18 protein-coding genes are annotated in these 22,390 nt (G+C 73.3%); 10 read left to right on the top strand and 8 right to left on the bottom strand.

Annotated features, from left to right (window positions below; translation table 11 throughout):
* Positions 1–17: 17 nt before the first annotated feature.
* Positions 18–242 (bottom strand): hypothetical protein, encoded by a 225-nt coding sequence (locus tag ACIQ9G_RS29510; protein ID WP_403615476.1) that lies wholly within the window; start codon positions 240–242, stop codon positions 18–20.
* Between the two features lie 425 nt (positions 243–667).
* On the opposite strand from ACIQ9G_RS29510, the gene ACIQ9G_RS29505 reads away from it, so the two are divergent.
* Positions 668–1,759: an N-acetylmuramoyl-L-alanine amidase gene (locus ACIQ9G_RS29505; protein ID WP_403615474.1), complete on the top strand. Its 1,092-nt coding sequence runs from the start codon at positions 668–670 to the stop codon at positions 1,757–1,759.
* A gap of 132 nt (positions 1,760–1,891) precedes the next feature.
* Here ACIQ9G_RS29505 and ACIQ9G_RS29500 read toward each other — a convergent pair whose 3' ends face one another.
* Together ACIQ9G_RS29500 and ACIQ9G_RS29495 are read right to left on the bottom strand one after the other, a co-directional pair.
* The gene (locus ACIQ9G_RS29500) at positions 1,892–2,551 is read right to left on the bottom strand and encodes a fasciclin domain-containing protein (protein ID WP_403615472.1); all 660 of its coding nucleotides are present in this window, start codon (positions 2,549–2,551) and stop codon (positions 1,892–1,894) included.
* A gap of 121 nt (positions 2,552–2,672) precedes the next feature.
* A complete protein-coding gene (locus tag ACIQ9G_RS29495) occupies positions 2,673–4,304 on the bottom strand; it encodes a sulfite oxidase (RefSeq protein WP_403615470.1) in 1,632 nt (543 codons plus the stop codon).
* A 219-nt stretch (positions 4,305–4,523) separates the two neighbouring features.
* On the opposite strand from ACIQ9G_RS29495, the gene ACIQ9G_RS29490 reads away from it, so the two are divergent.
* From ACIQ9G_RS29490 to ACIQ9G_RS29475, 4 genes are all read left to right on the top strand, one after another.
* A complete protein-coding gene (locus ACIQ9G_RS29490; protein WP_403615467.1) occupies positions 4,524–5,435 on the top strand; it encodes an SGNH/GDSL hydrolase family protein in 912 nt (303 codons plus the stop codon).
* Positions 5,436–5,713: 278 nt separating this feature from the next.
* Positions 5,714–5,929: a hypothetical protein gene (locus ACIQ9G_RS29485; protein ID WP_356192131.1), complete on the top strand. Its 216-nt coding sequence runs from the start codon at positions 5,714–5,716 to the stop codon at positions 5,927–5,929.
* Between the two features lie 235 nt (positions 5,930–6,164).
* On the top strand, positions 6,165–7,577 hold the full coding sequence (locus ACIQ9G_RS29480; RefSeq protein WP_403615464.1) for an amino acid permease: 1,413 nt from the start codon (positions 6,165–6,167) through the stop codon (positions 7,575–7,577).
* 170 nt (positions 7,578–7,747) lie between these two features.
* On the top strand, positions 7,748–8,728 hold the full coding sequence (locus ACIQ9G_RS29475) for a hypothetical protein (RefSeq protein WP_403615461.1): 981 nt from the start codon (positions 7,748–7,750) through the stop codon (positions 8,726–8,728).
* A gap of 7 nt (positions 8,729–8,735) precedes the next feature.
* Here the strand turns inward: ACIQ9G_RS29475 and ACIQ9G_RS29470 are convergent, their stop codons facing one another.
* Entirely contained in the window at positions 8,736–9,074 is a 339-nt protein-coding gene (locus tag ACIQ9G_RS29470; RefSeq protein WP_403615459.1) for a hypothetical protein, read from the bottom strand.
* Positions 9,075–9,399: 325 nt separating this feature from the next.
* Here ACIQ9G_RS29470 and ACIQ9G_RS29465 point away from each other — a divergent pair, with 325 nt between their 5' ends.
* Positions 9,400–10,191: a polysaccharide deacetylase family protein gene (locus ACIQ9G_RS29465; protein WP_403615457.1), complete on the top strand. Its 792-nt coding sequence runs from the start codon at positions 9,400–9,402 to the stop codon at positions 10,189–10,191.
* Positions 10,192–10,282: 91 nt separating this feature from the next.
* Here ACIQ9G_RS29465 and ACIQ9G_RS29460 read toward each other — a convergent pair whose 3' ends face one another.
* Positions 10,283–13,657 carry a pyruvate carboxylase gene (locus ACIQ9G_RS29460; RefSeq protein WP_403615456.1) on the bottom strand — a complete coding sequence of 1,125 codons (3,375 nt, stop codon included), beginning with the start codon at positions 13,655–13,657 and terminating at the stop codon, positions 10,283–10,285.
* A 272-nt stretch (positions 13,658–13,929) separates the two neighbouring features.
* On the opposite strand from ACIQ9G_RS29460, the gene ACIQ9G_RS29455 reads away from it, so the two are divergent.
* Complete coding sequence (locus ACIQ9G_RS29455) at positions 13,930–14,151, top strand: hypothetical protein (RefSeq protein ID WP_403615453.1); 222 nt, start codon at positions 13,930–13,932, stop codon at positions 14,149–14,151.
* Between the two features lie 47 nt (positions 14,152–14,198).
* Here the strand turns inward: ACIQ9G_RS29455 and nrfD are convergent, their stop codons facing one another.
* The 3 genes from nrfD to fdh are packed head-to-tail and all read right to left on the bottom strand — an operon-like array spanning position 14,199 to position 19,563.
* Positions 14,199–15,254, bottom strand: a complete 1,056-nt coding sequence (nrfD, locus tag ACIQ9G_RS29450) for an NrfD/PsrC family molybdoenzyme membrane anchor subunit (RefSeq protein WP_403615451.1) — start codon at positions 15,252–15,254, stop codon at positions 14,199–14,201.
* The gene (locus tag ACIQ9G_RS29445) at positions 15,251–16,270 is read right to left on the bottom strand and encodes a 4Fe-4S dicluster domain-containing protein (RefSeq protein WP_403615449.1); all 1,020 of its coding nucleotides are present in this window, start codon (positions 16,268–16,270) and stop codon (positions 15,251–15,253) included. The genes nrfD and ACIQ9G_RS29445 overlap by 4 nt, the downstream gene beginning before the upstream one ends.
* A complete protein-coding gene (gene fdh / locus ACIQ9G_RS29440; RefSeq protein WP_403615447.1) occupies positions 16,267–19,563 on the bottom strand; it encodes a formate dehydrogenase in 3,297 nt (1,098 codons plus the stop codon). The genes ACIQ9G_RS29445 and fdh overlap by 4 nt, the downstream gene beginning before the upstream one ends.
* 334 nt (positions 19,564–19,897) lie before the next feature.
* On the opposite strand from fdh, the gene ACIQ9G_RS29435 reads away from it, so the two are divergent.
* From ACIQ9G_RS29435 to ACIQ9G_RS29425, 3 genes are all read left to right on the top strand, one after another.
* Positions 19,898–20,524, top strand: coding sequence for a sigma-70 family RNA polymerase sigma factor (locus tag ACIQ9G_RS29435; RefSeq protein WP_403615444.1), 627 nt, complete (start codon positions 19,898–19,900; stop codon positions 20,522–20,524).
* A 71-nt stretch (positions 20,525–20,595) separates the two neighbouring features.
* A complete protein-coding gene (locus ACIQ9G_RS29430; RefSeq protein ID WP_403615887.1) occupies positions 20,596–21,801 on the top strand; it encodes a MerR family transcriptional regulator in 1,206 nt (401 codons plus the stop codon).
* A gap of 91 nt (positions 21,802–21,892) precedes the next feature.
* Positions 21,893–22,381 (top strand): hypothetical protein, encoded by a 489-nt coding sequence (locus ACIQ9G_RS29425; protein ID WP_356192159.1) that lies wholly within the window; start codon positions 21,893–21,895, stop codon positions 22,379–22,381.
* Positions 22,382–22,390 lie beyond the last annotated feature (9 nt).

The following is a 22,390-nucleotide window of genomic DNA, read 5'->3' as shown; positions in this document are numbered from 1 at the left end:
GCCCCCGAGCAAGGCGTTCAACTCCGCGACGGACGGCTGCGGATGGGGGACAGCGGACGCAGGTCCCGCACCAGGGCACGGCGGTGCGGCGACCGCAGTTCCTCGTCCGGCACCGCGAACAGGTCCCGCCCGCCGAGGCCGGGCAGTTCGCACACTTCTCGTCGTACGGTGCGCAGTGCCCGTCCCTTGCGCCGCCGGGGCAGTCGGGGTCGGTGGATTCGTCCGGCCTCGTCGAACCGCATGGCCTTCGCCTTCCTGTTCTTCTTCCGGATGTGCCGCCGCGGGCGCGCCGCGGCGGGTGGACACATCGTCAAGTGCCCCCAAGATCGGCCCCGAAAAGGCGTGACGGCGAGCGGCTGGTTGCGAACGTGACGTTTCTACGCGAATACCGGATCGTTCACCGTACGCACACAAGGGCGCCCGTTCGCACGACTTCTCGCGCCCACGCGTACGTCCCGGACAGGGGGGCATTACCGATGTGAACGCGCAGGCCGCCGCCGGGCGCGACTCCGTGAACAGGTGCCGGCACCTCGTCTGCCGGCCGGCGCACGCCCGTATCCGGGAACTCACCGAAAGTCACCGCGCGGCGGCTGTCCCGTACGACGGCAAGGACGGCAAGGACGCTGATGATGAACAGGCACCATGGACATCGGCCGGGGGTGACGTGATGGCGTCTCCCCTGACCCCGGCCCGGTGGCGGGCGGCGTTACGCGCCGAGGGCGTCCGCTTCACGGAGTACGCGGGCTGGACGACACGCGGCCGTGACGGGGCGACGGGCCGGATATTCGGCCCGGTGCACGGTGTGCTGAACCACCACACGGCCGGCACCGACAGTCTCGCCACCATCGCGGTCAAGGGGCGGCCCGGACTGCCCGCCCCGCTCGCCCACGCCTATCTGCCCAAGTCCGGGGTCCTGGTCCTGGTGGCGGACGGCCGCGCCAACCATGCCGGACTGGCGGCCCGGAACGCGTACGAGGCGATCCTGGCCGAGCGGCCGATCCCCCGCCCCGACGCTCGCTCGGGCACCGTCGACGGCAACGACGTGCTGTACGGGATCGAGGTCGAGAACCTCGGGAACGGCAAGGACGCCTATACCCGCGCTCAGTACGACACCTGGGTCCGGTTCAACGCGGCCGTGTGCCGTGCGCACGGCTGGAGTTCGGCCAGTTGCGCCGGGCATCTGGAGACCTCGATCGAGGGCAAGCCGGACCCCGCCGGGCCCGTCGCCGGGTACGGCGGCCGCGGTCCCTTCAAGCTCACCATGGACAGGCTCCGCGCCGACGTCGCCGAGCGGCTGCGGCACAGCCCCGGTTGGAACCCCGTATCCCAGGAGGACGACGAGATGCCCGCCTACGTGAATCTCGGTGTCGCCAGGCCCTACGCGCTGCGGCCGGGCGCCTGGGACTCGATCGAGTTCACCGAGGAGTGGTCGGACGAGCCGGGCGGCCACGCCACCGACGGCGCGGTCTTCGCGCGCGGCGCCGCCCGCTTCACGGGCTCGGTCAGCCTGCGGTTCGAGAGCCTGCCCGTCGGCGGGGTCGTCCAGGTCCGGATGAGCGAGTACGAAGGCGGTGACTTCAAGGCCGACCACCCCGTGCACGAGATCGCCGGGACCGGCGGCGACACCTTCGGCGTCGTCCCGCTGACCAAGCGGCTGGCGGCCGGCCGGGGGATGCGGGTGCGGCTGCTCAACCAGAGCGCCCAGCCCGTCACGGTGAGCAGCGCGGTGCTCACGGCCCTGGTGTGGCGGGAGAGTTGAGCCTTCCGGGCGAAGTCATCGCATCACCGGAACGGCGGTGATGCCGCCCGCGGTAAGGAGGACGGAGGCGGGGGTGACCGGACGTCCCGGCCACCCCCTTCCGCTCCGTACCGCCCCCGCGGGGGCCGGTCGTCAGCCCTTCGGCATCAGGACGGTGTCGATGATGTAGACGTTGGCGTTGGCGGTCTTGACGTTGCCGCAGACCACCTTGGCGGAGTCGTTGACCATGTAGGACTCGCCCGAGCCGGAGGTGCTGAGCTTCGACTTCTCCAGCGTGTCGAAGGAGCCGTTCTCCAGGTCCTTGGGGGCGAGCTTCTTGCCCACCACGTGGTAGGTGAGGATCTTCGTCAGCTGCGCCTTGTCGTTGAGGACCTTGTCGAGCGTCGCCTTGGGGATCTTGGCGAAGGCGTCGTTGGTCGGCGCGAACACGGTGATGTTCTGGGCGTTGTTGAGGGTGTCGACCAGGCCGGCCTTCTTCACCGCCGACACCAGGGTCGACAGCGCCGGGTTGTTGGAGGCGGCGGTCGCGACCGGGTCCTTGGCCATGCCGTCGAACGATCCGGCACCGCTCTTGGGCACCGACGAACAGGCCGGGCCGAACGGCTCGTTCATGCTCGACGCGTCGCTGCCGGAACCCGCCATGCTGTCGTCCGACGCGGTGGCCGAGGCCGACGCCTTGCCGGACGAGCCGGACTTGGCGGAGTCGCTGTTGTCGGAGCACGCGCTCAGCGCGAGCGGCAGTACGGCGGCGGCGGCCACGGTCACGGCGATACGGCGGATACGGGTGTTCATGATGTTTCTCCTGTTGGCAGAGGCGGCGGTCGCCGCCGGTTCATGGGGTGGGACGGGAGGTCGGAAAGACGGTGGGTCAGGGGGCAGGGGCGAAGAGGCAGTTGGTCAGGGGGTGAGGGGGTCAGTCGACGGTCACCACGACCGAGTGGTGGCCGCTTGCTCCGTCGGGTTCGGTGCGCGTGCGCCGGGCGGTCTGCACCGCGCCGGTGCGGTCGGTGGCGCGGACGGTGAGGGTGTGACCGCCCTTGCCGGCCCGCCAGGGGAAGGACCACTGGCGCCAGGTGTCGCGGGAGTCCTCGGCCGCGAGGGCGGCCTCCTGCCAGGGGCCGTCGTCGACGCGGATCTCGACCCGGTCGATGCCCCGGTGCTGGGCCCAGGCGACACCGGCCACCATCACGGTGCCCGCCCTCGGCCGTGCGAACGGCTTCGGCGTGTCGATGCGGGACTGCGTCTTGACCGGCGCCTGGCGGGCCCACCCCCGCCGGACCCAGTACGGGTCGTAGGCGTCGAAGGTGGTGAGCTCGATGTCCTTGATCCACTTGCAGGCGGACACATAGCCGTACAGGCCGGGGACCACCATGCGGACCGGGAAGCCGTGGGCGAAGGGCAGCGGCTCCCCGTTCATGCCGACGGCGAGCAGGGCGTCGCGGCCGTCCATGACGTCCTCGACCGGTGTGCCGATCGTCATGCCGTCCACCGAACGGGCCACGAGCTGGTCGGCCCGGCCGCCCCTGGACGGCGGCCGCACCCCGCACTCGGCCAGCAGATCCGCCAGACGCACGCCGGTCCAGCGGGCGTTGCCGACGTACGGGCCGCCGACCTCGTTCGAGACACACGTGAGGGTGATGTCCCGCTCGACGAGTTCGCGTCGCAGCAGGTCGTCGAAGGTGAGTGTGACCGGCTCACGGACGCCCCTGCCGTGGACGCGCAGCCGCCAGGCCCTCGCGTCGACCTTGGGCACCACCAGGGCGGTGTCCACCCGGTAGAAGTCCCCGTTGGGCGTGAGGAACGGGCTGACGCCGTCCACGCGTACCCGCGCGCCCCGGGGCACCGGCGGCGCCGACGAGGCGGGGCCCGGAAGGACGAGGCTGTTCCGGGAGCCGACCGCGTCCCGGGCGGTGGATCCGCCGAGCGCGCGGCCCAGTACGCCCACACCGGCGGACGCGGCGGCCGCGGCGGTGGCCGCGACGACGAACCCACGGCGGTCCCAGCCCTCGGGGTCGCCCCGCCGAGGGCCCACCCGGTCGTCAACGTCCTTACTGGGCACGGCACTTGAGACGTACCGAGCAGGCAGCCGCCCCGCCAGCACGTACAGCAGGACCGCTCCGGCGGCCGAGCCCACGAGGGAGGGCAGCGCGTCGACGGGACCGGTGGAGTCCGGCCGGCTGACCCCCGAGAGCGCCCCGACGACGCCGAGGACGAGGACCGCCGCCGCGCCCAGCCTGCGACGCCGCAGCGCCAGCAGCCCCACCGCGAGCGCGAACAGGGCGAGCACGAGCAGAATTCCGAGCTGGAGCACCAGCTTGTCGTGAGTGCCGAAATTCCGGATCGCCCAGTCCTTCACCGCGGCCGGCGTACGGTCGATGGCCGCACCGCCCACCGCGACGACGGGACCCGCTTCGGGGCGTACCCACGCGGCCGCCAGTTCGGCGGTGGACAGCGCGGCGAACCCCGCGAGCACGCCGCTGAGCGCGCCAAGCGCCGGCCGGACCCAGGTCCTGGGATGTCGCTGCTGCTCCTGATCGCCTGTCACGTGGGGAATCCGGGCCTGGTGGGGCGGTGGATTGGTCGGCCGCCCGATCGGGCGAAACTTTTTTCCGGACCAATCCGGGCCGGCCGCGGCAACGGATCATTCACTCCCGTCTATGGCCCTGGGTACCTACCGGACGGTATACAAGCCCCGTTGAACGTGTGACGATCGCACCGCGGTGCCGGTCGTGCGCGAGGTCCTGTTCCCAGGGGGAGGCTTGTCATGGCGAGCGACACGCGTGCGGGTACGGCGGCGGGCAGGCGCCGGTGGCCGGCGGCCGTTGGGGCGGCACTGGGCGGTTGCGTCCTCGTCGCCGCGTCCACGGTGCCCGCCGCGGCGCACGGATCCGGACACGTCACGGAGTACGTGGCGCTCGGCGACTCCTACACCTCGGGTCCGCTCATCCCGCGCCAGGTGGACGCCAACTGCGCCCGCTCGGACCACAACTACCCCTCGCTCGTGGCGGCGGAGCGGGCGCGGACCACGCTCAAGGACGTGAGCTGCAGCGCGGCGAAGACCGACCAAATGTGGGAGCCGCAGGGCACCAACGGTCCCCAACTCGACGCGCTGGAGCGGGGCACCGACCTGGTGACCCTCCAGATCGGCGGCAACGACATGGGGTTCGGCTCCATCATCGCCACCTGCGCCGCGCTCAGCTCCACGGACCCGTCGGGAAATCCGTGCGAGCGCTACTACGGCTCGTCCGGGACCGACCGGCTGACGGTCGCCATCGCGCAGACGGCGCCGAAGGTCGACCGGGTGCTGCGGGCCGTGCACTCCAGGGCACCGCACGCCCGGGTGCTCGTCGTCGGCTATCCGGACCTGCTGCCCGACGACGGAAGCGGCTGCTATCCCTCGGTGCCCTTCGCGGCGAAGGACTTCCCCTATCTGCGGGACACCGGGAAGCGGCTGAACCTGATGCTCCGGCTGGTCGCCGCCTGGAACCACGTGGAGTACGTGGACACCTACGGCCCCACGGTCGGCCACGACATGTGCAAGGCCCCGGCGGACCGCTGGATCGAGCCCCTGGCGCCGACCTCGCCCGCGGCCCCCGCGCACCCCAACGCCAAGGGCGAGGAGGCCATGGCGCGCGCCGTGACGGAGCGGCTGGCCGAAGGACGCGGACGCGGCTGAGCGGACCGGCCGGCTCGGCGGACAGGCCGCGACCCGGCCGAGCGGACCCGGACGCGCCTCGGCGGACCGGACGCGGCCGACGGACATGTGCCGGCGACGCACGGCCGGGGGCCGACCGCCTCCGGCCGGGCGCGCGGCCCGGTGCCCGCTCGCAGCAGTGGGCCTCCTCCGATCGGGTGCGCGCGGGCCACGGCGCCGACGGCGGGGCCGCCGCTCCGAGCACGCTGGGACGGTGCCGCCCGCCCGAGGCCGGCACCCCCGCGAGCGAGGAGAAGAGGATGCCCATCGACACCGTAGAGCGGTTCCTGGCGGCGCTCAGTCCGCACCACCGGGAGCACGTCGAGCGGTTGCCGCGCGAGGAGCAGGACAGACTCGCCGCCGCCTGGGAGGCTGAGCTGGAGCAGGACACCGATCTCGACACCCTGAGCGAGCTGTCGCCCGCCGCGGCGGAGAGCGAGGCGGCGGCCCGGGTGGCGAAGAAGCTGTTCGAGTAGGTGGTGGCCGGCACCCGGGCGGGCGGCCGTTCCCGGGTCGGCCGCCGGGGTGCGCACGGCGAGCGGAACGGCGGAAGAATTCCCTGCTCAGAGGGTGGCACGGCGCACCTTTTGCGGCGTCGAGCGGGGGCATACGGGACAAACGCAGGGGATTTGGAATCTGCTCGATTCGTGTCCGAGCATGGGCTCGCCCCGGCGATCCCGGGCACCTGTTCGAAGAGAGGCGCACCACCCCATGCACGTCACCGGAACCGTCCCGCAGCCGGCTCCGGCCCCGCAGGAGACCCCCGCGGCCCCCACGCCCGCCACCGAGCCCGCCGGCTCCCCCGGCAGGCACGCCCGCCGCTTCGGGCTGCCCGTCGCCACCGCCCTGGTCATGGGCAACATCATCGGCGGCGGCATCTTCCTGCTCCCGGCCTCCGTAGCCCCGTACGGCACGATCAGTCTGGTCGCCTTCGGCGTCCTGACCGTCGGCGCCATCGCCCTCGCGCTGGTCTTCGGACGGCTGGCCGAGCGCCATCCGGACACCGGCGGCCCGTACGTCTACGCCCGGGAGGCCTTCGGCGACTTCGCCGGGTTCCTCGCCGCCTGGGCGTACTGGATCACCACCTGGGTGTCGAACGCGGCGCTCGCCGTCGCCGCCGTCGGCTACCTCGACGTACTGATCCCGGTCGGCGGCCACCGCTGGACCGCCTGCCTGGCCGCGCTCGCCCTGCAGTGGCTGCCCGCGGTGGCCAACTTCGCGGGCACCCGGTACGTCGGCGCCGTGCAACTCGTCTCCACCGTGCTCAAGTTCGCGCCGCTGCTGCTCGTCGCGGTGGGCGGGCTGTTCTTCTTCGACCCGGACAACCTCGGCCCGTTCCGGGCGAGCGGCGGCAGCGCGATCGGCGCGGTCTCCGCCTCCGCCGCGATCCTGCTCTTCTCCTACCTCGGGGTCGAGTCCGCCGCCGTCAGCGCGGGCGAGGTGAAGGACGCCCGGCGCAACGTGGGCCGGGCCTCGGTCATCGGCACCGTGGGCGCCGCGCTCGTCTATCTGCTGGGCACGCTGGCCGTCTTCGGCACGGTCGCCCACGACCGTCTGGTGAAGTCCACCGCGCCCTTCTCGGACGCCGTGAACGCCATGTTCGGCGGCGGCTGGGGCGGTTGGGCCGTGGCGCTCGCCGCGCTGGTGTCGATGACCGGCTGCCTCAACGGCTGGACGCTGCTGAGCGCGCAGACCCCGTACGCCGCGGCGCGCGACGGGCTGTTCCCCGCCGCCTTCGCACGCCGGCGGCGGGGCGTCCCGACGGTCGGCGTCGGTGTCACCGTCGTCCTGGCCTCGCTGCTCACCGTCTACAACTACACGTCGGGCTCGGCCGGGGTGTTCGAGATCCTGGTCCTGGTCACCACGTTCACCGCGACCGTGCCGTATCTGCTGGCCACCGCGGCGCAGCTCTTCCACCTGGTGTCCGGGCGCCGCGAGCGGGTGAACCGGGCGCGGCTGGTGCGCGACGCCGTGGTCGCCTCGGTCGCCGCCGCCTTCTCGATCTGGCTCGTCGCGGGCGCCGGATACGCGGCCGTGTACCAGGGGGTGCTGTTCCTGTTCGCGGGCATCCTCGTCCACGCCGTGCTGGCGGCCAGGCGGCAGAGGGCGCGGACGGCGGCCTGAGCCGCGCGGGCCGAATCAGGCGGGCGGTGCGCCGCGGGTGCCGACCGACGGCCGGCGCGACCGCACTTTTCGGCCAGGACTGAAAGGGGCGCGGTCCGGCACCCGCTCGGGCCAGGCTGGGAGCGCTGTCGCACGACAGGTCCTGTCCCCCTGTCCCCGGAGGTCGATCGATGCACGCCACCAGACGCCTGCTGTGCCTGGGAGCCTCGGTTCTGCTGGCACTGGCCGCCCAGACCGGTCACGCCGGTGCTCACGCGCTGCCCGGCACCTACGTCGTGTCCCGGGACCCCGGTGTCCTGCCGGAGGGGATCGCCGTGGGGCGGGACGGCACGATGTACGTGTCCTCCGACGGCACCGGGCGGCTCTTCCGCGGGAACGTGCACCGGCCGGATCTGCGCCCGTTCGCCGCGCAGGGCCTCGAGAACCGTACGAGCACGCTGGGCGTCCACACCGATGCGCGCGGGCGCGTCTTCTCGGTGGGCGGCGCGACCCTCATGGTGCACGACCGGCGGGGCCGGCTGCTGCAGACCCGGACGGCGCAGGGCGGCCCGCTCGGCCCGTCCGACCTGAACGACCTGGTCATCACCCAGGGCGCCGTGTACGCGACCGACTGGGCCAACCCGGTGGTGTACCGGGCCGACCTGCGCGACGGCCGGCTGGGCCCGCTGGTGCCCTGGCTGGACATCCGTTCCGCGATCCCGCAGTTCCCGGCGCGGTACTGGCTGCTGAACGGCATCGTGGCCGACCGGACGGGCAGCACCCTGCTGGTGGCGTCCAACGGCACGGAGGCAGTGTGGCGGGTGGACACCACCACCCGCGCCGTCGAACAGGTGCGGCTCGGCGGCCAGTCCTTCGGCGCCGACGGCATGGTGCTGCGCGGCCGCACCCTGTACGCCGTCCTCAACTACGGCGCCCCGCACGGGGTCTACATCGCCGAGCTGAGCGAGGACCTGCGCAGCGGAGAGGTCGAGCACCGGATCACGGGTGAGCGGTTCGACCTGCCCACCACCCTCGCCCGGCACGACTGCCGCCTCTACGTGGTCAACAGCCAGAACGACCACGCCCCGGGCACACCCCCGTACACGGTCACCGCGATCGACGACCCCACCTGCCCCGGGGCCGGTGAACCGGACGGCACCCCGGGCGGGTGACGACGCGTCAGCGGCCGACGATCGTGAAGCTGCGCCAGGGGGCGGTCCCCGCGACGACGTAGTCGGAGGACTGCGTGGCCAGGTAGGTGGACTGCCCGTTCGCGGGCTCGGCGCAGTTGTCGCCCTGGTACAGGATGATGTCGTTCTGCGTGAAGTTGTCGACGTGGGTCGCGCCCTGAGCGAAGCGGTGGCACCCGCCGACCGCCGGGTTCGAGATGACCTGCCGGTAGGTGGCGGCCGCGTTCCGGGCGATGATCGTGCCGAGCGCCTGGTCCGTGCAGGCCACCAGCGCGATGCCGAGCAGCGCCGTGCCGGTGACCGCGGTCAGCGACCGTGAGACGGGCATCGGGCCTCCTGTGCCGGGACGGGGAGCGGGCAGGGACGTCGCCCGACACCACTGTCCGCCGGATCCGGCGGGCGCGCCCGGTACGTACGGCCGATGCGGTGACGCGGAGGCGTCCGCGGGGCCGCTGCTCCGGGGGCGCCGGGGCGGCGCCCCCCCCGGCGTCGTGCGCCCCCCATGGGTGGCCGCGCGCCCCCTGCTCCGGCCTGCCCTGTCGCCGAATCCCCCCGGAATTGTCCGTGATCGGTAACGGACGGATCCCGTCGCCGCCTTTCGCCGTCCTGACGAATGCACGGAGTTCACGGAGACGGCAGGAAACGGGGCGGACATGGTGCGGCATGGCGGACGGGGCTGGCACGGCCGGGTGCTCGCGGCGGCGATCGGGGTGACGGCGGTGGCCGCCGCCACCTCGGTGTGGACCGCGCAGGCCGATTCCGTCGCGGGGCGGGGCCGCCCCGCCGCCTCCACCCGGCCCGCCGCGCCGGGCGCCGGGGCCCAGGGCCGCGCGGGGGTGCCGGTGTCGGTGGACATCGCCCACGCCTCGGACCGCGGCGCCCGGGGCGTCAACATCACCATCGACGACGGACCGGACCCCGTCTGGACGCCGCAGGTCCTGCGGGTGCTGAAGGATAACGGGGTGAAGGCCACGTTCTGCATGGTGGGCACGCAGGCCCGGGCGCACCCGGACATGGTCAGGGCCGTGGTCGCGGCCGGGCACCGGCTGTGCGACCACACGGTGTCGCACGACACCACCATGGACACCAAGTCCGAGGCCTACCAGTCCCAGCAGATCCTGGACGCGGAACGGATGATCACGAAGGCGTCCGGGGGCGTCCGCCCCCTGTACTACCGAGCTCCCGGCGGCGCCTTCACCCCCTACAGCCGCCGGCTCGCCGCCTCCCGGGGTATGCGGCCGCTCGGCTGGAACGTCGACTCCAAGGACTTCGAGCGCCCCGGCACCGCGGTCATGGTCGCCACCGTGAAGAGGGAGATCTCCAACGGCCCGACCGTCCTCTTCCACGACGCGGGCGGCGACCGCTCCCAGACGGTGGCCGCGCTGCGCGAGCTACTGCCGTGGCTGAAGCAGCAGGGGTACTCCTTCGGGTTCCCGGTGCGCTGACGCACCGGGACGTCCACCGGGGAGGACGGTCCGGCCCCGCCCCCGGACGGTGCCGGGGACGGGGCCGGACCTCACGCGCCCGCGCGGCGGCTCAGGACACCTCGACGAGCAGGTCGCCGCCCTCCACCTGCTGGACGCGGTTGATGGCCAGCCTGCTCACCCGGCCCGCCTTCGGGGCGGTGATGGTCGCCTCCATCTTCATCGCCTCGATGGTGGCCACGGTCGCCCCGGCCTCCACCTCGTCGCCCTCCGCGACCGTGAGCGTGACCACGCCCGCGAACGGCGCCGCCACATGCCCGGGGTTGGTCCGGTCGGCCTTCTCCGTCACCGGCACGTCGGAGGCCGCGGCCGCGTCGCGGACCTGGATCGGCCGCAGCTGGCCGTTCAGCGTGGACATCACGGTGCGCATACCGCGCTCGTCCGCCTCGCCCACGGCCTGGAGCTCGATGAGCAGCCGCACGCCGGGTTCGAGGTCGACGCCGTACTCCTTCGCGGGACGCAGGCCGTAGAAGAAGGCCTTGCTGTCCAGCACGCTGGTGTCGCCGTAGGTCTGGCGGTGGTTCTCGAACTCGCGCGTCGGGCCGGGGAACAGCAGCCGGTTGAGCGTCGCGCGGGGGGACTTCTCCAGGCCCGCCCGGTCCTCGGCGCTCAGCTCCTGCACGGGCTTGGCCTCCGTGCGGCCCTGCAGGGCCTTGGTGCGGAACGGCTCCGGCCAGCCGCCCGGCGGGGTCCCCAGCTCGCCGCGCAGGAAGCCGATGACCGAGTCGGGGATGTCGAACCGGTCCGGCGTCGCCTCGAAGTCCTCCGGGGAGACCCCGGCCCCCACCAGGTGCAGGGCGAGGTCGCCGACCACCTTCGACGACGGGGTGACCTTGACCAGGTGGCCCAGGATGCGGTCGGCGGCGGCGTACATCGCCTCGATCTCCTCGAAGCGGTCGCCCAGGCCCAGCGCGACGGCCTGGGTGCGCAGGTTGGAGAGCTGGCCGCCGGGGATCTCGTGGTGGTAGACGCGCCCGGTCGGCGAGGCCAGGCCCGCCTCGAACGGCGCGTAGATCTTGCGGACGCTCTCCCAGTACGGCTCCAGGTCGCCGACGGCCTGGAGGTCGAGGCCGGTCGGCCGCTCGGAGTGGTCGGTGGCGGCGACGATCGCCGACAGCGACGGCTGCGATGTGGTGCCGGCCATCGACGCCACGGCGCCGTCCACCGCGTCGGCGCCCGCCTGGATCGCGGCGAGGTAGGTGGCGAGCTGGCCGCCCGCGGTGTCGTGGGTGTGCAGATGGACCGGGAGGTCGAACTCGCGGCGCAGCGCCGTCACCAGCTTCGCGGCGGCCGGGGCGCGCAGCAGGCCTGCCATGTCCTTGACGGCGAGGACGTGCGCGCCGGCCTCCACGATCTGCTCGGCAAGGCGGAGGTAGTAGTCCAGGGTGTACAGGCGTTCGGCGGGGTCGGACAGGTCGGCGGTGTAGCACAGGGCGACCTCGGCGATCGCGGTCCCGGTCTCCCGTACGGCGTCGATGGCGGGGCGCATCTGGCCGACGTCGTTGAGCGCGTCGAAGATGCGGAAGATGTCGATGCCGGTGGCCGCGGCCTCCTGGACGAAGGCGTCGGTGACCTCCGTCGGATACGGCGTGTAGCCCACGGTGTTGCGGCCCCGCAGCAGCATCTGCAGGCAGATGTTGGGCACGGCCTCGCGCAGGGCGGCCAGCCGCTCCCAGGGGTCCTCGGCGAGGAAGCGCAGGGCGACGTCGTAGGTGGCGCCGCCCCAGCACTCCAGTGAGAGCAGCTCGGGCAGGGTGTGCGCCACGACCGGGGCGACGGCGAGGAGGTCCTTGGTGCGCACCCGGGTGGCGAGCAGGGACTGGTGGGCGTCGCGGAAGGTGGTGTCGGTGACGCCGATGGTCGGCGACTCGCGCAGCCGGCGCGCGAAGCCCTCCGGGCCCAGCTCGACCAGGCGCTGCCGGGAGCCCGCGGGCGGTTCGCCGGTGGGCGGCGTGGTCAGCTTGCCGACCGGGTCGATCAGCTCGGGGCGCTCGCCGTGCGGCTTGTTGACCGTGACGTCGGCGAGGTAGGTGAGCAGCTTGGTGCCGCGGTCGGCGGAGGAACGCGCGGTGAGCAGGTGCGGCCGCTGCTCGATGAAGGCCGTCGTGACCCGCCCGGCCTGGAAGTCCGGGTCGTCCAGGACGGCCTGCAGGAACGGGATGTTGGTGGCCACGCCGCGGATGCGGAACTCGGCCACGGCGCGCCGGGCCCGCCCGATCGCGGCCCGGAAGTCCCGGCCGCGGCAGGTGAGCTTGACGAGCATCGAGTCGAAGTGGGCGCTGATCTCCGTACCGGCGTGGGTGGTTCCGCCGTCCAGCCGGATGCCCGAGCCGCCCGGCGAGCGGTAGGCGCTGATCCTGCCGGTGTCCGGGCGGAAGCCGTTGGCCGGGTCCTCGGTGGTGATACGGCACTGGAGAGCGGCGCCGCGCACGGTGATGGTGTCCTGGGAGAGGCCGAGGTCGGCGAGCGTCTCGCCGGCGGCGATGCGCATCTGGGACTGGACCAGGTCGACGTCGGTGATCTCCTCGGTCACCGTGTGCTCGACCTGGATGCGCGGGTTCATCTCGATGAAGACGTGATTGCCGTCGCGGTCGAGCAGGAACTCGACCGTGCCCGCGTTGCGGTAGCCGATCTCGCGGGCGAACCGCACCGCGTCGGCGCAGATCCGGTCGCGCAGTTCCGGGTCGAGGTTCGGCGCGGGCGCGAGCTCGATCACCTTCTGGTGGCGGCGCTGGAGCGAGCAGTCGCGCTCGAACAGGTGGATGACGCCGCCCTGCCCGTCGGCGAGGATCTGCACCTCGATGTGGCGCGGGTCGACGACGGCCTTCTCCAGGAAGACGGTCGGGTCGCCGAACGCGGACGCCGCCTCGCGGGACGCCGCCTCGATGGACTCGCGCAGCGCCGCCGGGTCCTCGACCCGGCGCATGCCGCGGCCGCCGCCGCCCGCGACCGCCTTCACGAACACCGGGAAGCCGACGTCCTCGGCGGCGCGGACGAGTTCGTCGACGTCGGTGGAAGGCGCGGACGAGCCGAGCACGGGCACGCCGGCCGCCCGGGCGGCCGCCACCGCGCGGGCCTTGTTCCCGGTCAGTTCCAGGGTGTCGGCGTCCGGCCCGACGAAGGTGATGCCCGCCTCCTCGCAGGCGCGGGCCAGTTCCGGGTTCTCGGACAGGAAGCCGTACCCCGGGTAGACCGCGTCGGCTCCCGCGCTGCGTGCCGCGCGGACGATCTCCTCCACGGAGAGGTAGGCGCGCACCGGGTGCCCCGGCTCGCCGATCTCGTACGCCTCGTCGGCCTTCAGCCGGTGCAGCGAGTTGCGGTCCTCGTAGGGGAAGACGGCGACCGTTCTCGCGCCGAGTTCATAGCCGGCGCGGAACGCGCGAATCGCAATCTCGCCGCGGTTGGCGACGAGCACCTTGCGGAACATCCTGGATCCCTTCGGCCTGGCGGTGGGAGGACCATGGTGTCGGCGTCGTCCCGGGTCACGCCATGTGAGTCGGGCCACTCGCCCGGGTGAGTCCGCGCGGCGGGGCCGCGGCCGGCGGTCCGGTGATCGCCGATGCTGTTGGATGGGACACAGGTGGGCGTTCGGGGGGAAGGGACGGTAAGGGTGGCCGACGTGCCGGCACGCGACGGGGCGCACCCCGCCCGGAGCCGCGCCCGCGCCCGGGCCCGGGCGCCGCGGACGGGAGACGACGAGTGAGTGACCAGCAGGGCCGCGACTGGACGCGGATGACCCCGGGCGACTTCGACCGGGACGAGCCGCTGCGCCTGGCCGTGTCCGCCGGGCCCACCGCGATACCGGCCGAGCCGGACGAGTGCGGCACGGACCCGCTGTTCGGCGACGAGCCGCCCTCCCGGCGCACCGTCCGCCGCCCTGCCCGCACCGCCGAGCCCGTGGAGCAGGACGGGCTGTTCTGAGCGTTCCGAGGCTCCGGCGCGCGCCCGGGCGGGCGTCCTCATCCGGCTCACCCGTCGGTGGCCTCGCCGGACCGGTCGCGCAGGCGTGCGCGCTGCGGTACGACGACATAGGCCGGGTCCTTGGTCGAGGCGACGCCCGCGTCGAAGACGCCGAAGCGTTGCAGGACGCTGCCGGCGAGCAGGGCCAGTCCGGCCGCGGCGGCGGCCGGGCGACTGCGGCGGGCGACGGTGACGGCGGCGAGCGCCCCGCCGAGGGTGAGGAATTCCGAGGCCCGGCGCAGGCGGTGGGCCCGGCCGCGGGTGTAGGCCTTCGTCTCGAAGTCCGGACGGTGGTCGATGAGCCGCGCGGCGGCGAGTTCGGCCGTCGCGCCGAGTGCGGCCAGGCGCCGGGCGGGGCCCGCCTCGCTCACCGGCGCCAGCAGCATCCCGAGCCCGGCTCCGCTCGCGGCCGCGGAGCCGGTGAACACGAAGGGCAGTTCGCGGCGGGCCTCGTGCCAGGCCGGCACGGCGGTCTGGGAGAGCAGGACGGCCGTGTAGGAGGCGAGGGCGGGGGCGAGGGCGGCCGCGGACAGGCCGCCGAGGCGGCCGGCCCCGCGCAGCAGCCGTCCGGGCAGGCCGGCGTGCCAGGAGGCGGGCAGCAGTTCGGTGACGGCGGCCAGGCCGCTGCCGGGCCCGTAGGCGACGAGGATCCAAGTGCCGACGGACATCGGCGAGCTGGGCTTGGCGACCCGCAGCATGTGGTGGAAGCGTTCGGGGCGGCCGAGGTCGGCGACGAGCAGATAGGTGCTGGCCAGCAGGGCGCCGAGGCCGCCGAGGCGGCCGGTGCGGCGCAGGGCCGGGCGTCCGGTCAGGTCGGCGCCCGCGGCCAGGAGCGCGGCGCCGGCCGACAGGCCGCCGGTGAACAGGTAGGCCGGGACCTTCCACTCCCACACGGGCGGCTTCAGCACCGGCCGTCCGTAGTAGGAGCGGAACTCGGCCCGGGGCACGGTGGTCTGCTCGCCGCGCCCGCCGCGGTCGCGGCCCGAGCCGAAGGTGCGCGCCCGGACGTCGGCGGCGCCCTCGTCGCTGCGCGGCTCGCGCAGGAGTCCGTCGTCGTCGGTCATCGGCGGTCTCCCTTGACGAAGACGGCGGCGGCCGCCGCCAGCAGGGCCCCGGCGGCGGCGCCGGCGTACTTCCACGTGGACATCAGGTCGCGGGTCGGGACCACGGGGTCCGGGGGCAGCCCGTAGACCTCGGGGTCGTCGAGCAGCAGGAAGAAGGCGCCGTCGCCGCCGACGCCGTCGTCGGGGTCGCGGCCGTACAGGCGTGCCTCGGGCACTCCGGCCTCGTGCAGCTGCTCCAGGCGCCGGTCGGCCCGTTCACGCAGCTCGTCGAGCGGCCCGAACTGGATGGAGTCGGTGGGGCAGGCCTTGGCGCAGGCCGGTTCCATGCCGCCGCGCAGCCGGTCGTAGCACAGGGTGCACTTCCAGGCGCGGCCGTCGTCGGGCCGCCGGTCGATGACGCCGTAGGGGCAGCCGGAGACGCAGTAGCCGCAGCCGTTGCAGATGTCGGGCTGCACCACGACGGAGCCGAACTCGGTGCGGAACAGCGCGCCGGTGGGGCAGACGTCGAGGCATCCGGCGTGGGTGCAGTGCTTGCACACGTCGGACGACATCAGCCAGCGGAAATCGGTGCGGGTCTCGGGTCCGGTGGCGGCGCCGGGCAGGCCGAAGGAGGGGAACCCCAGGTCCACCGGTCCGGTGCCGAGTTCGCCGCCGCCGCGGGGGCTGTCCCGCAGGGCGTCCGCGACCACCTCGGTGGTGGCGGCGGTGCCGGAGGGGCCGGTGGGCAGGCCGGAGAGCCCCGCGTCCTGCCGTCCCAGCGGGCGTTCTTGCTCGATGAAGGCGACGTGCCGCCAGGAACTGGCGCCGAGCATGCCGGTGTTGTCGTACGACATGCCCAGCAGGTCCAGGCCGTCCTCGGGGACGTCGTTCCACTCCTTGCAGGCCACTTCGCACGCCTTGCAGCCGATGCACACGGAGGTGTCGGTGAAGAAGCCGACCCGGGGCGGGTGGTCGCGGTGGCCTGCGTCGGCGGCGGGGTCCTCCAGGGGCCCGTAGAGGCTGTGCTCGTCCGTCATGGGGTGTCCTCCGGCCCGTCGTCGGGTTCGATGTGGACCGGCCTGTGGTGGTCGCCGGCCGTCACGATGCGGGTCCCGGTGTGCGGTGTGATCCCGGCCCGGCGGCGGTACTCCTCGACGTACTCCAGCAGGGCGGGTCCCCGCGGCCTTCGCCCGGGGCGGATGTCGCAGGTCAGCACCTTGCTCTCCTGGATCAGGACGTTCGGGTCGGCGACCACGCCGATCAGGTCGTTGACGACGTCGCCGCGGGTGAGGCCGGTCTGGCCCCAGTGGTAGGGCATCCATACCTGGTGGACGGTCCGGTCCTCCACGCGCAGCGGCGCCAGCCGGTCGGTGACGACGACGCGGGCCTCCACCGCGGTGCGGCTGGTGATCACGTGGGCCCAGTCCAGGTGCCGCAGTCCGCGTTCGGCCGCCAGTTCCGGCGACACCTCCACGAACAGCTCCGGCTGCAGCTCCGACAGGTACGGCAGCTGCCGGCTCATGCCGCCGGCGGTGTGGTGCTCGGTCAGCCGGGAGGCGGTGAACACGAAGGGGAACACCTCGCCGTGCTCCTCGGGCCAGGACGGGTTGGACGGGTTGTCGGGGCGGCCGTAGACCTTGCGGGCCGGGTTGGCCTGCTGGCCGTAGAGGAGGTTGCGCACGGGCGACTCGTGCGGCTCGTAGTGGGTGGGCAGCGGGCCGTCCGACAGTCCGGCCGGGGCGAACAGCCACGCCTTGCCGTCGGCCATCATGACGAAGGCGTCCTCGCCGCTCAGTCCCTCCGGGCCCGACGCCCCCTCGGGGGGCCGGTAGTGCGGCGGCTTGTCCTTCTCGAAGTCCGGGATGTCGTGCCCGGTCCACTCGCCGCGCTCCTCGTCCCACCAGATGAGGGCCTTGCGTTCGCTCCAGGGCCGGCCGTCGGGGTCGGCGGAGGCGCGGTTGTAGAGCACGCGCCGGTTCATCGGCCAGGTCCAGCCCCATTCGGCGTCGTAGGGGCCCTGCTCGAGGCGGGACTTGCGGCGGCGGGCCTGGTTGACCTCGTCGGCGTAGACGCCGCTGTAGATCCAGCAGCCGCAGGCGGTGGTGCCGTCGGCCCTGAGGTCGGCGTAGCCGCTGACGGCCCGCCCGGTGCGCAGGTCGATGCCGTTGATCCGGCGCAGCACGTCCGCCGCGTCCGGCTCGTCGCCCTCGGTGCGGTAGTCCCAGGCGAGGTCGAGCACGGGGCGGTCGCGGTGGTCGGAGGAGCCGGACAGCTTCTCGCGGAGGCGCCTGCCGAGGTGGTAGAAGAACCACAGCTCGGACCGCTGGTCTCCGCTGGGCTCGACGGCCTTGTCCCGCCACTGGAGCATCCGCTGGGTCTGGGTGAACGTGCCCGACTTCTCCACGTGCGAGGCCGCGGGGAAGAAGAACACCTCGGTGCGGCAGCGCTCGGTGACGATCTCCCCGGTCTCGATCTCCGGGGCGTCCTTCCAGAACGTGGCGCTCTCGATCATGTTCAGGTCGCGGACGACCAGCCAGTCGAGATTGGCCATGGCCAGGCGTTGCAGGCGTCCGTGGGCGGAGCCGACCGCGGGGTTCTGGCCGAGCAGGAAGTAGCCGAAGACCTTCCCGTCGATCATGTCCATGGTGGTGCGGTAGGTGCCGTGGTCACCGTTGATGCGGGGCAGGTAGTCGAAGCAGTAGTCGTTCTCCTCGGTCGCGGCGTCGCCCCAGTACTCCTTCAGCATCGAGACGATGTACGCGTCCCCCTTGCTCCAGTAGCCCTTCTGGCCGGGGCGGCGGATCTTGTCCAGGTAGCCGGGCAGGTTCTCGTGGGTGGTGTCCGGCATCGGCAGATAGCCGGGCAGCAGGTTGAACAGGGTCGGGATGTCCGTGGAGCCCTGGATGCTGGCGTGGCCGCGCAGCGCGTAGACACCGCCGCCGGGACGGCCGATGTTGCCGAGCAGCAGCTGGACGATCGAGCCGGCGCGGATGTACTGGGCGCCGGTGGAGTGCTGCGTCCAGCCGACGCTGTAGACCAGCGCGGTGGTGCGCTCCCGGCCCGAGTTGGCCGTCCAGGCCCGGCACACCTCCAGGAACAGCTCCCGCGGGACTCCGCAGATCCGTTCGACCATCTCCGGGGTGTAGCGGGCGAAGTGCCGCTTGAGCACCTGGAAGACGCACCGGGGGTGCTGCAGGGTGGGGTCGGCCGCCATCTCGCCGGCTCCGCCCTCGATGACCGGGCCGCCGGCGCCGTGCTCGTAGGCTCCCGCCTGCTCCTTGATGCGGTGCCCCGGGCGCTCCTCCTCGGCCTCGACGCTCTCGTAGGCCCAGGTGGAGGAGTCGTAGGAGGCGGTGTGCGGGTCGTAGCCGCTGAACAGGCCGTCCAGGTCCTCGGTGTCCTGGTAGCGCTCGCTCAGCAGGAACGGCGCGTTGGTGTACGCCCGCACGTACTCCTTGAAGTACAGGTCGTGGGTCAGGATGTAGTTGATGACGCCGCCGAGGAAGGCGATGTCGGTGCCGACGCGCAGCGGTACGTGCTGGTCGGCCAGCGCGCTGGTGCGGGTGAACCGCGGGTCGATGTGGAAGACCCGGGCGCCGCGCGCCTTGGCCTCCGTCACCCACTGGAATCCGACCGGATGGGCCTCGGCCATGTTCGAGCCCATGATGACGACGCAGTCGGCGTTGACCAGGTCCTGCTGGTAGTCGGTGGCGCCGCCGCGTCCGAACGAGGCTCCCAGACCGGGAACCGTGGCGGAGTGTCAAATACGCGCCTGGTTCTCGATCTGCAACGCGCCGATGGCGGTGAACAACTTCTTGATCAGGTAGTTTTCCTCGTTGTCCAGCGTCGCCCCGCCCAGGCTGGCGATGCCCATGGTGCGGCGGAGCGTGTTCCCGTCCTCGTCGGCGTCCTCCCAGCCCCGGCGCCGCGCGTCCAGCACCCGGTCGGCGACCATGTCCATGGCCGTGTCCAGGTCCAGGTCCTGCCACTCGGTGGCGTACGGCGGCCGGTAGCGCACCTTCTGCTCACGCTGCGGGCCGGTGACGAGCTGCTTGCTGGCGGAGCCCTTCGGGCACAGACGGCCGCGCGAGATGGGGCTGTCCGGGTTGCCCTCGATCTGGACGACCTTCTCGTCCTTGACGTAGACGCGCTGGGCGCAGCCCACCGCGCAGTAGGGGCAGACGGAGTCCGCGACCCGGTCCGCACTGTCCGTCCGGGGCCCCAGGGAGGCCGAGCGCCGGGACTCGGCGGCCTTGCCGCGCCCCAGCGGATCGGTTCCCGTGAGCTGCCGGTACACCGGCCACTCACCGATCCACCGTTTCAGGCCCATACGCCCGCTCCTTCGTACGGCGTCACACGCCTCGATCCACGGTACGCCGGGGCCGGCCGTCGGCACATCCGCGTCCTCCTCCGGCGACGATCTTGCGATGACGGCGGTCGTGTACCCGCACGGGGGCGGGCCAGTCATGCCGATCGGGCGCCTCGTCGCCCGGGCCGAGTCGATGCAGAGTCGATGCGAGTTGAAGCGACGTGTTCGCCCGGCGCACGGTGGTCGGGCCGAGTCGGTGCGACCCGGCAGGCGGATCCCCGGGATGCCCCCGGTCGGAGTCCGCTCCGGCCCCCGACGGCGGGGCACATGCCGCTCGGCAGGAGGAGCAGTCGCCATGACCGCACACGAGACCACCTCCGGCGCCCCCACCGGCACCCCCCTGCGGGCTCCCACGGAGGAGTCCTGGGCCGACGAGGAGCTGGCCGCCCGGTTCGCCGACGGCGACGACGCCTGCCTCGCCGCCGTGTACCACCGGTGGGGATCACTGGTGTACACGCTCGCCCGGCGGTCGCTTGGCGACGCCGGCGAGGCCGAGGACGTCACGCAGACGGTCTTCCTGGCCGCCTGGCGGGGACGCGCGGGGTTCCACCCCGACCGGGGCGCGCTGTCGGCGTGGCTGGTCGGCATCACCCGACGCAAGATCGCCGACGCCCTGTCGGCCCGCACCCGGCGCACGGAGCTGGCGGTGGCCGCCGGTTCGACAGCCGCGCTGCGGGCCCCCGACCGGGCCGCGCAGCCGGACGGCGTCCTGGACCGCGTCCTCGTCGGCCACGAGCTGGCCCGCCTGCCGGCCCCCCAGCGCCGCGTGCTCGGCCTGGCGTTCTACGACGACCTGACGCAGCGGCAGATCGCACAGGTCACCGGCTGGCCCCTGGGCACCGTCAAGAGCCACGCCCGGCGCGGACTGCACCGCCTCGCACGCTGCCTGCGGGAGGACACCGCCCCCGCCCGCACGGCGTGAACGATGCGGAAACGATGCAGGGGAGAGTCATGGTCGTGCCGAGCCCTGCGAAGTCCACGGCGTCCCCCGACGTGGGCGTGACCACCGGTTTCCTCGCGAAGAGACTCGGCGTCTCCCCCACCACACTGCGCTCCTGGGACCGCCGGTACGGGCTGGGACCCGCGGCGCGCGCGGACGGCCGCCACCGCCGGTGGTCGCCGGACGACGTCGCCATGATGCAGGAGATGTGCCGGCTGACGGCGGCGGGCGTGCCCCCGGCCGAGGCGGCCCGCGCCGCACAGGAATTCGCCCGCGGGCGCAGCGCGGCGGATCCGCCGGTGACCTCGTCGCCGCAGGCGGCGTCGCAGCAGGCGGTCCCGCCGGGGTCGGCCACGGCGCCGGTGTCGTCGGACCCGGCGTCGTCGGACCCGGTCTCGCGGCCCTCGATCTCGTCGCCGTCCCTCGCGCGGCCGTCGGTCCCGCGGTCGGCAGTCCCGCGGTCGGCGGATTCGCCGCCGTCGGTCTCGCGGCCGTCGGTCTCGCCGCCGTCCTCACCGCCGCTCCGGCGCGGGGCGGAGCCCGCCGCCACCGGGTCCTCGACGCGGGCGTCCCGGTCGGGCAGCGGGCTGCCGCTGGGCGACGTGCGCCAGGAGTGCCGCGGACTGGCGCGCGCCGCCGTGCGCCTGGACGGCGCGGCGGTGCAGGAGCAGGTGGCGGCGGCCGTCCGGACGTACGGTCTGGTGACCGCCTGGGACGAGGTGCTCGCCCCGACGCTGCGCGCGGTCGGCCGCAAGTGGCAGTCCTCCGGCGACGGTTACGTGGAGGTCGAGCACCTGCTGTCCTGGCACGTCTCCGCGACGGTGCGTCAGGTGTACGTCGGTTCCGTCCTGCGCGGGAGGCGCACGGACTCCTCCCCCGTCGTGCTCGCCGGGCTGCCCGGCGAGCACCACACCCTGCCGATCGAGACGCTGTGCGCGGCGCTGGCGGAGCGGCAGGTGCCGGTCCTGATGCTCGGCGGCGCCGTTCCCGCCGAGGCGCTCGTCGCGGCGGTGCGGCGGGTCGGTCCCGCGGCGGTGGCGCTGTGGTCGCAGTCCCGTTCCACGGCGAGCCCGGCGCTGGCCGGGCACATCGCCGGGCTGCGCTGGGGAGTTCGCGGCGCCCGGCGGCAGAGCCGGGTGCTGCTCCTCGGCCCCGGATGGGGCAGGCGGACGGATCCTGGACTGCTGCGCCCGCACAGCCTGCGGGACACCTTGCGGGCCCTGTCGTCCGTTGAGTCCGGAGGCGAACGGCCCCAGTAGGCAAGCCTGTTGCCCGTGGGGGCTTCCCCCGGGGCTTCCCTCCGCGATAGCGTCAACTATAGTTTCAGCGGACCGGGAGGGAGCGGTGCAGGTGGCGGAGCCGGACGACAACTCCGATGCGGGGACGGCGGAGGAACAGAAGCCGATCCCCGTGCCGGGCCCGGGGGCGCCGTTCGCCGACCGTCTCAACTTCCTCTTCGACAGGGTACGCCCGGCCGGGGCAAGGGAGTTCAGCAACCAGCACGTGGCGCGCACCATCTCCGCGTACGGCGACGAGAGCGTCACCGGCGCGTGGATCGGCAAACTCCGCAGGGGCGAGGGGAAGCCCACCATCACCCTCGTACCGCTCCTCGCGCGCTTCTTCGGGGTCGAGGCCGCCTACTTCGTGGAGGACGAGGTCACCCAGAAGGTGGCCACGCAGTTCGAACTCCTGCGCAAGATCAAGGAGAACGGCATCGAGCAGATCTTCCTGCGCTCCATGGGCGTCTCCGCGGCCGGTCAGCGCAAGGTGCTGGCCGCGCTCGACGCGGTCCGCGAGGAGGAGGGCCTGCCCCCCGAGCCGGAGGAGGAGTTGCCGTGACGGGCCGAC

Origin of the sequence: Streptomyces sp. NPDC096152 (genome assembly GCF_044763235.1) — a bacterium.
Lineage (GTDB): Bacteria > Actinomycetota > Actinomycetes > Streptomycetales > Streptomycetaceae > Streptomyces.
Note: the sequence above shows the minus strand (reverse complement) of the source record. Positions and strands in the feature narration are given on the sequence as shown.